The sequence below is a fragment of the Dietzia sp. UBA5065 genome (genome assembly GCA_002415925.1).
Taxonomy (GTDB): Bacteria; Actinomycetota; Actinomycetes; order Mycobacteriales; family Mycobacteriaceae; genus Dietzia.
In genome coordinates, this window is sequence record DIAZ01000139.1 from 48740 (window position 1) to 55190 (window position 6451).

5 protein-coding genes are annotated in these 6451 nt (G+C 72.2%); 3 read left to right on the top strand and 2 right to left on the bottom strand.

Annotation, left to right across the window (positions count from 1 at the left end):
- Positions 1-132 precede the first annotated feature (132 nt).
- The 3 genes from B4M60_RS11010 (at position 133) to B4M60_RS11020 (ending at position 4187) form a co-directional block, all read left to right on the top strand.
- Positions 133-1581 (top strand): SDR family NAD(P)-dependent oxidoreductase, encoded by a 1449-nt coding sequence (locus B4M60_RS11010; protein ID WP_291083622.1) that lies wholly within the window; start codon positions 133-135, stop codon positions 1579-1581.
- A gap of 364 nt (positions 1582-1945) precedes the next feature.
- Entirely contained in the window at positions 1946-3319 is a 1374-nt protein-coding gene (locus B4M60_RS11015; RefSeq protein ID WP_291083624.1) for an acyltransferase family protein, read from the top strand.
- Between the two features lie 76 nt (positions 3320-3395).
- On the top strand, positions 3396-4187 hold the full coding sequence (locus B4M60_RS11020; protein WP_291083627.1) for a class I SAM-dependent methyltransferase: 792 nt from the start codon (positions 3396-3398) through the stop codon (positions 4185-4187).
- Between the two features lie 59 nt (positions 4188-4246).
- Here the strand turns inward: B4M60_RS11020 and meaB are convergent, their stop codons facing one another.
- Both meaB and B4M60_RS11030 read right to left on the bottom strand, forming a co-directional pair.
- Entirely contained in the window at positions 4247-5254 is a 1008-nt protein-coding gene (meaB, locus tag B4M60_RS11025; protein ID WP_291083668.1) for a methylmalonyl Co-A mutase-associated GTPase MeaB, read from the bottom strand.
- Positions 5255-5356: 102 nt separating this feature from the next.
- On the bottom strand, positions 5357-6451 hold a 1095-nt coding region (locus B4M60_RS11030), incomplete at its 5' end, for a methylmalonyl-CoA mutase family protein (protein WP_291083630.1).

Sequence of the window (6451 nt, forward strand, 5' to 3'; positions counted from 1 at the left end):
GCCCTCGGGAGGCGGGACGGACAGGCGCGCGCGATGGAGGAGGCGCTCACCGGGCTCCGTGCCGGCCGGGCACCCACCCTCCGGGGGCGAGCGGTTTAGGGACCGGCCACGTCGTCGTCGTACCGTGTCCTGGTGACAGGCATCGATCCGGACGACCTCGAGACCCTCCAGCGCATCCTCGACCAGGCGGCGGCGCTCGGCGAGGATCACCCCGACTCGATCCGGGTGCAGCGGTCGGTGGGCCACATGTTCAAGCTGCTCAAGAAGTCCCGCCGCGCCGAGGTGCGCCGTGCCCGCCAGGACGCGGACAAGGCGGTCATCGAGGCCACCGCGACCGGGTCGCCCACCCGCATCGACGACGAGACCGCCGGCATCCGGCTGGTCTCCACCACCCCGGGTGCCGTCGCCGGTCACCTCCAGCGGGCCATGGCGTGCTACGTCTGCAAGCAGCGCTTCACCCAGGTCGACGCCTTCTACCACCAGCTGTGCCCGGACTGCGCGCAGGCCAACCGCGCCCGCCGCGACCCGGACATGGACCTGACCGGTCGGCGCGCCCTGCTCACCGGCGGACGGGCCAAGATCGGCATGTACATCGCGCTCATGCTGCTGCGGGCCGGCGCCGACGTCACCATCACCACGCGCTTCCCGCGCGACGCCGCCCGCCGCTTCGCCTCGATGCCCGACCACTCCGATTGGGTCCACCGGGTGCACGTGATCGGCGTGGACCTGCGCGACCCCGCCCAGGTGGTGGCGCTGGCCGACGAGGTGGCCGCCGCCGGGCCGCTGGACATCCTCATCAACAACGCCGCCCAGACGGTGCGCCGCTCCCCGGGCTCCTACTCGGGGCTGGTCGACGGCGAATCCGCACCCCTCACCGGCAGCGCCGCCGGCATCTCGATGATCACCATGGGCCGCACCTCCGAGCTCCATCCGGCCGCGCTCATGGGCGGGGAGTCCGCGCTGATCGGCAGCGAGGAGGCGGAGCGGGAGGCCCACCACATCGCCTCGCTCGCCCTGCAGGCCGGCTCGTCGTCGTTGGAACGGATGGCCGCCGGCACCGCGATCGACGCCGGAGGGCTGCTGCCGGACGTGGTGGACCACAACAGCTGGGTGGCCACGGTCGAGCAGGTCGAGCCCATGGAGATGCTCGAGGTGCAGCTGTGCAACTCGGTCGCCCCGTTCATCCTGGTCTCGCGCCTGCGGCCGGCGCTCGCGGCCTCGCGGGCCCGGCGCAAGTACGTCGTCAACGTCTCTGCCATGGAGGGCCAGTTCTCGCGCCGCTACAAGGGCGCCGGGCATCCCCACACCAACATGGCCAAGGCCGGGCTCAACATGCTCACCCGCACCTCCGCTGAGGAGATGTTCACCGAGCACGGGATCCTCATGACCGCCGTGGACACCGGATGGATCACCGACGAGCGCCCGCACACCACCAAGGTGCGCCTGCACGAGGAGGGCTTCCACGCCCCGCTCGACCTGGTGGACGGCGCCGCCCGCGTGGTGGATCCGATCGTCCGCGGCGAGGCCGGCGAGGACCTCTACGGCTGCTTCCTCAAGGACTTCCAGCCCAGCCCGTGGTGAACTCCCGGGTTCCGGTCCTCCTCGACCGCGACCCGGGCATCGACGACGCCCGACTCCGGGTGGGTGTGCTGCGCCTCCGGCTTGCGATGCGTGTCGGGTCCGATCCGGCAGCACATCCGGGTCGATCGCGTGCAGAGGGGCAGCGCAGGTCGGAGGGGCAGCGCGGGTCGGAGAGGCAGCGCGGGTCAGAGGGGCAGCGCGGGTCGGAGAGGCAGCGCGGGTCGGAGGGGCGGCGCGTGCCGGATCGCGGGTGATCGAGGGGCAGAATGAGAACCGGTGTTAGGCTCTCCCGGATGTTCGGGCTGCCACTGACGTGGTGCCCGGGCTCGCGCCATCGTCCCACCTCACCGCCCCGGGAGTGCCCATGAGGTCTGTCGCCTCTGCCCTGATCGTCGTCGCGGGCGGAGCGATCGTGTCCGTCGTGGCCGCCCGGCGCGCGGCGGAGACCGGTGGGGCCCCGTCGACCATCACGGACTCGGTGCAGAGGACCGTCGCCGCGGTGCGCGAGAGGGTTCGCCGTGCGACCGGGGGCTCGATCGACCCGGTGTCGGAGGGTGGTCCGCGCGCGGGGCAGGCGTCCGGGCAGTCGGCGGGGGCCGGCAGCGCGGATCGGCGTCCGGCGGGGGCCACGGGCTTCGTGCCCGCGCTCGAGGGGATCCGCGGACTCGCGGCGGTCGGGGTCCTGACCACGCACGTCGCGTTTGTCACCCGATCGTCCACGGGGTCGCCGATCAAGCGGATCTTCGGCCGTCTCGACCTGGCCGTCGCCGTGTTCTTCGCCAAATCGGGATTCCTGCTGTGGCGGGCACACGCCAGGCATGCGCGTGCGGACCAACCGGGCACGGCCCGTCCGACGCGGGAGTACCTGCGTTCGCGGCTCGTCCGGATCATGCCGGCGTACATCGTGCTGGTCGCCGCCGCGATGCTGCTGCTGCCCCAGAACCATGTCAACGGCCCGTCCTCGTGGATCGCCAACCTCACCCTCACGCAGATCTACACCTCCAATTTCCTCGTGGCGGGTCTGACCCACGCGTGGTCGCTGGCGGTGGAGATGGCCTTCTACCTGGCGTTCCCGATCCTGTGGACGGCCATGAAGGACCTACGTGGAGACTCGGCGCGCTGGAGGATCCCCGTCATCGGTGCCTTCGGCGCGTCCGGTCTGCTGTTCCCCGTAATCCCGTGGAGCACCCTCGGAATCCTGCCGTCCGGGGTCAACGTGCAGATCCTCCCGCCGTCCTTCGCCGCGTGGTTCGCAGCCGGCATGCTGCTCGCCGAACTCGCCGCCGCCCCGCCCGGGGTGCTCGTGGCCATGTGCCGGGGCCACCTGGCCAGGTGGGGCTGGTGGGCGGCCGGCGGGGCGGCCTTCGTCGCCACCACCGTTCCCGGTTGGTTCTCGGAGGGGTTCGTCCACCCGGGACCCGCCGAGTTCGCGGCCCGGAGCGGACTGGCCGGGACGATGGCCTTCCTGGTCCTGGCGCCCGTCATCCTGGCCCCGGCCGGGACGCGGTTCCCGGTGCTGGAGTCCGAGCCGCTCCAGAAGCTCGGCACGTGGTCCTACGGCATGTTCCTGTGGCACCAACTGGTGCTCCTCGCGGCCTTCCCGCTCACGCGGACCCCGCTGTGGGCTCAGCGCATGGGTGTGATCTGGCCCGTCACCGTCGCTGGGTCGCTGGCGGCCGCGGCGGTCAGCCACACCGTGATCGAGGAGCCCGCCCGGAAGGCGCTCGAGCGCCGCTGAGCCACCTTGACCTCATTGACCAGGTGAGCCTAACCTTAGTTGGTCGCGCCCGCGACGCCCGAGGAAGGACGCCCGAATGACCACCATCCCGCTCCCCCAACACGACCGCGACGCGGAGTCGGTCGCCGGCCACTGGCTCCTGGCACGCGTGGGCAAGAAGGTCCTGCGTCCCGGAGGCCGAGAGCTGTCCGAGTGGCTGGTCTCGGCCACGAGCGTCGCAGGTCGGCGCGTGGTGGAGTTCGCCCCCGGGCTCGGCCTCACCGCCACGCTCCTGCTCGACTCCGGCCCCGCCTCCTACACCGGCGTGGATTCCGACCCCGAGGCGGTCGAAGTCACCCGAGACGCCATCGGCGGCCGCGGCGACCTCGTGGTGGCCACCGCGCAGGAGACCGGACTGGAGACCGGCGCCGCGGACATCGTGGTGGGCGAGGCGATGCTCACCATGCAGGGAGATGCGGCCAAGCAGCAGATCGTGGCCGAGGCCGGCCGGGTCCTGGAACCCGGTGGACACTACCTGGTGCACGAGCTGTGCCTGGTGCCCGACGACCTGGACGACGAGATCAAGACGAGCATCCGCAAGGACCTCGCCCGGTCGATCCGCGTCAACGCCCGCCCGCTCACCGTGGCCGAGTGGACCCGTCTGTTCGACGGGGCAGGCTTCGAGGTCGAGCGCACCGAGCTCCGGCCCATGGCGCTGCTGCAGCCCAGGCGGATGCTGGAGGACGAGGGGCTGGTCGGCATGGCGCGGATCGTCCGCAATCTCATCCGGGATGCCGATGCGCGTCGTCGGGTCCTGGCGATGCGGAAGACCTTCACGACCCACGACCGTCACATGAGCGCGGTCGGGTTCGTCCTGCGCAAGCGTTGACCGCACCGAGGGCCCGGCTCATGCCGCGGGGCACTCGGGAAGTGAGCCCGGGGCGCGCGCTAGGAGTCGAAGGCGTCGATGATCGCCTGGGCCGCGAGGGCCGCCGTGAGGGTGCCCTCGCGGACCCGTTGCTCCACCTCCGGCGCGACGCGGCGGACGTCGGGGTCGGCGGCGAGGCGCGCCATGAGCGTGTCGTGCACCATCGAGCGGGTCCACTCGACCTGCTGGCGGGCCCGGCGGGCCTCGACCTCCCCGATCGCGGCCATGGTGTCCTGATGCGAACGGACGGCGGTCCAGAAGTCGTCCAGGCCCTCGCCCTCGAGCCCCGAGATGGTGAGGACGGGGACCTTCCACGTGGCGTCGGTCGGCCGGACCAGTCGCAGCGCCGCCGCGAGTTCACGGGCGGCGCGCCTGGCGTCCTTGACGTGGGGGCCGTCGGCCTTGTTGACCGCCACCACGTCCGCCAGCTCCAGCACGCCCTTCTTGATGCCCTGGAGCTGGTCCCCGGTGCGGGCCAGGGTGAGGAAGGTGAAGCAGTCGACCATCCCCGCGACGGTCACCTCGGACTGTCCCACCCCCACGGTCTCCACCAGGATCACGTCGAAGCCCGCGGCCTCCAACAGGACCATCGTCTCGCGGGTGGCCTTGGCGACGCCGCCGAGCGTGCCGGACGTGGGTGAGGGCCGGATGTAGGCGCGGGGCTCGGTGGAGAGGGTGGCCATCCGGGTCTTGTCGCCGAGGATCGAGCCGCCGGTCCGGGTGGAGGAGGGGTCGACGGCGAGGACAGCGACCTTGTGCCCGCGCTCCACCAGGTAGAGCCCGAACGACTCGATGAAGGTGGACTTCCCGACGCCGGGGACGCCGGTGATGCCGATCCGCAGCGCCCCGCCAGCGTGCGGGAGCGCGCCCAGGAGAAGCTCCTGCGCCTTCTCCCGGTGCGCCGGGTTGGTGGACTCGAGCAGGGTGATCGCCCGCGCCAGGACGGGCCGCCGGTCGGCCAGCACGCCCTCGAGCAGCGCGTCGACGTCGATCACGCGACGCGGTCGGGGGCCCGAGGCGGTCGGCACCGGGCCGCGGACCGCACCGGTGCCGGCCGTGGTGGACAGCGCGCCGAGGGGGTTACCCGAGCCCGCGGGATCCGGGCCGGAACCGAGGACCGCCACCGCCGATCAGGCCTCCCCGGACTCGACCGATGACAGGTCGTGTCCGAGCTCGTCGGCCAGCTTGCCGAGCAGCTCGATGGCGGCGTCCGAGATCACGGTGCCGGGCGGGTAGATCGCGGCCGCGCCGGCGTCGTAGAGCTCCTGGAAGTCGCCCGGCGGGATCACCCCGCCGACGGTCACCATGATGTCCCCGCGGCCGACCGCCGCGAGCGCCTCGCGCAGCGCCGGGACGAGGGTGAGGTGGCCGGCGGCCAGCGAGGACACGCCCACCACGTGCACGTCGGCGTCGGCCGCCTGCTGGGCGACCTCCTCCGGCGTCTGGAACAGCGGGCCCATGTCCACGTCGAACCCGAGGTCGGCGAAGGCGGTGCCCACGACCTTCTGGCCGCGGTCGTGACCGTCCTGGCCCATCTTGGCCAGCAGGATGCGGGGACGTCGACCGTCCTGCTCGGCGAACTCCTCGGCCATCCGCATGGCCTTGGTGACGTTGTCCACGGCGCCCTCCTTGGAGACCTCCTGCCGGTACACCCCGGACAGGGTCCTGATCTCGGCCTTGTGCCGACCGTAGACCGCCTCGAGCGCGTCCGAGATCTCGCCGATGCTCGCGTTGGCGCGGGCGGCGTCGATCGCCAGGGCCATGAGGTTGTTCTCGAGGTCGGGGCTCGCGCCGCCGGCGGCGGACTCGGTGAGCCTGGCCAGGGCCGCCTGGCAGGCGTCCTCGTCGCGCTCGGCCCGCAGCTTGGCCAGCTTGGCCAGCTGCTCGGTCCGGACGCGGGAGTTCTCGACCTTGAGGACCTCGATCTCCTGGTCCTCGGTCACGACGTACTTGTTCACGCCGATCACGGGCTGGCGGCCGGAGTCGATGCGGGCCTGGGTGCGGGCCGCGGCCTCCTCGATGCGCAGCTTGGGGATCCCCTCCCCGATCGCCTGCGCCATGCCGCCGGCCTCCTCGATCTCCAACAGGTGGAGCCGGGCCTTGTCCGCCAGCTGGGCGGTCAGCCACTCGATGTAGTACGAGCCGGCCCACGGGTCGATGGGCCGGGTGGTGGCCGACTCCTGCTGGAGCAGGAGCTGGGTGTTGCGGGCGATGCGCGCCGAGAA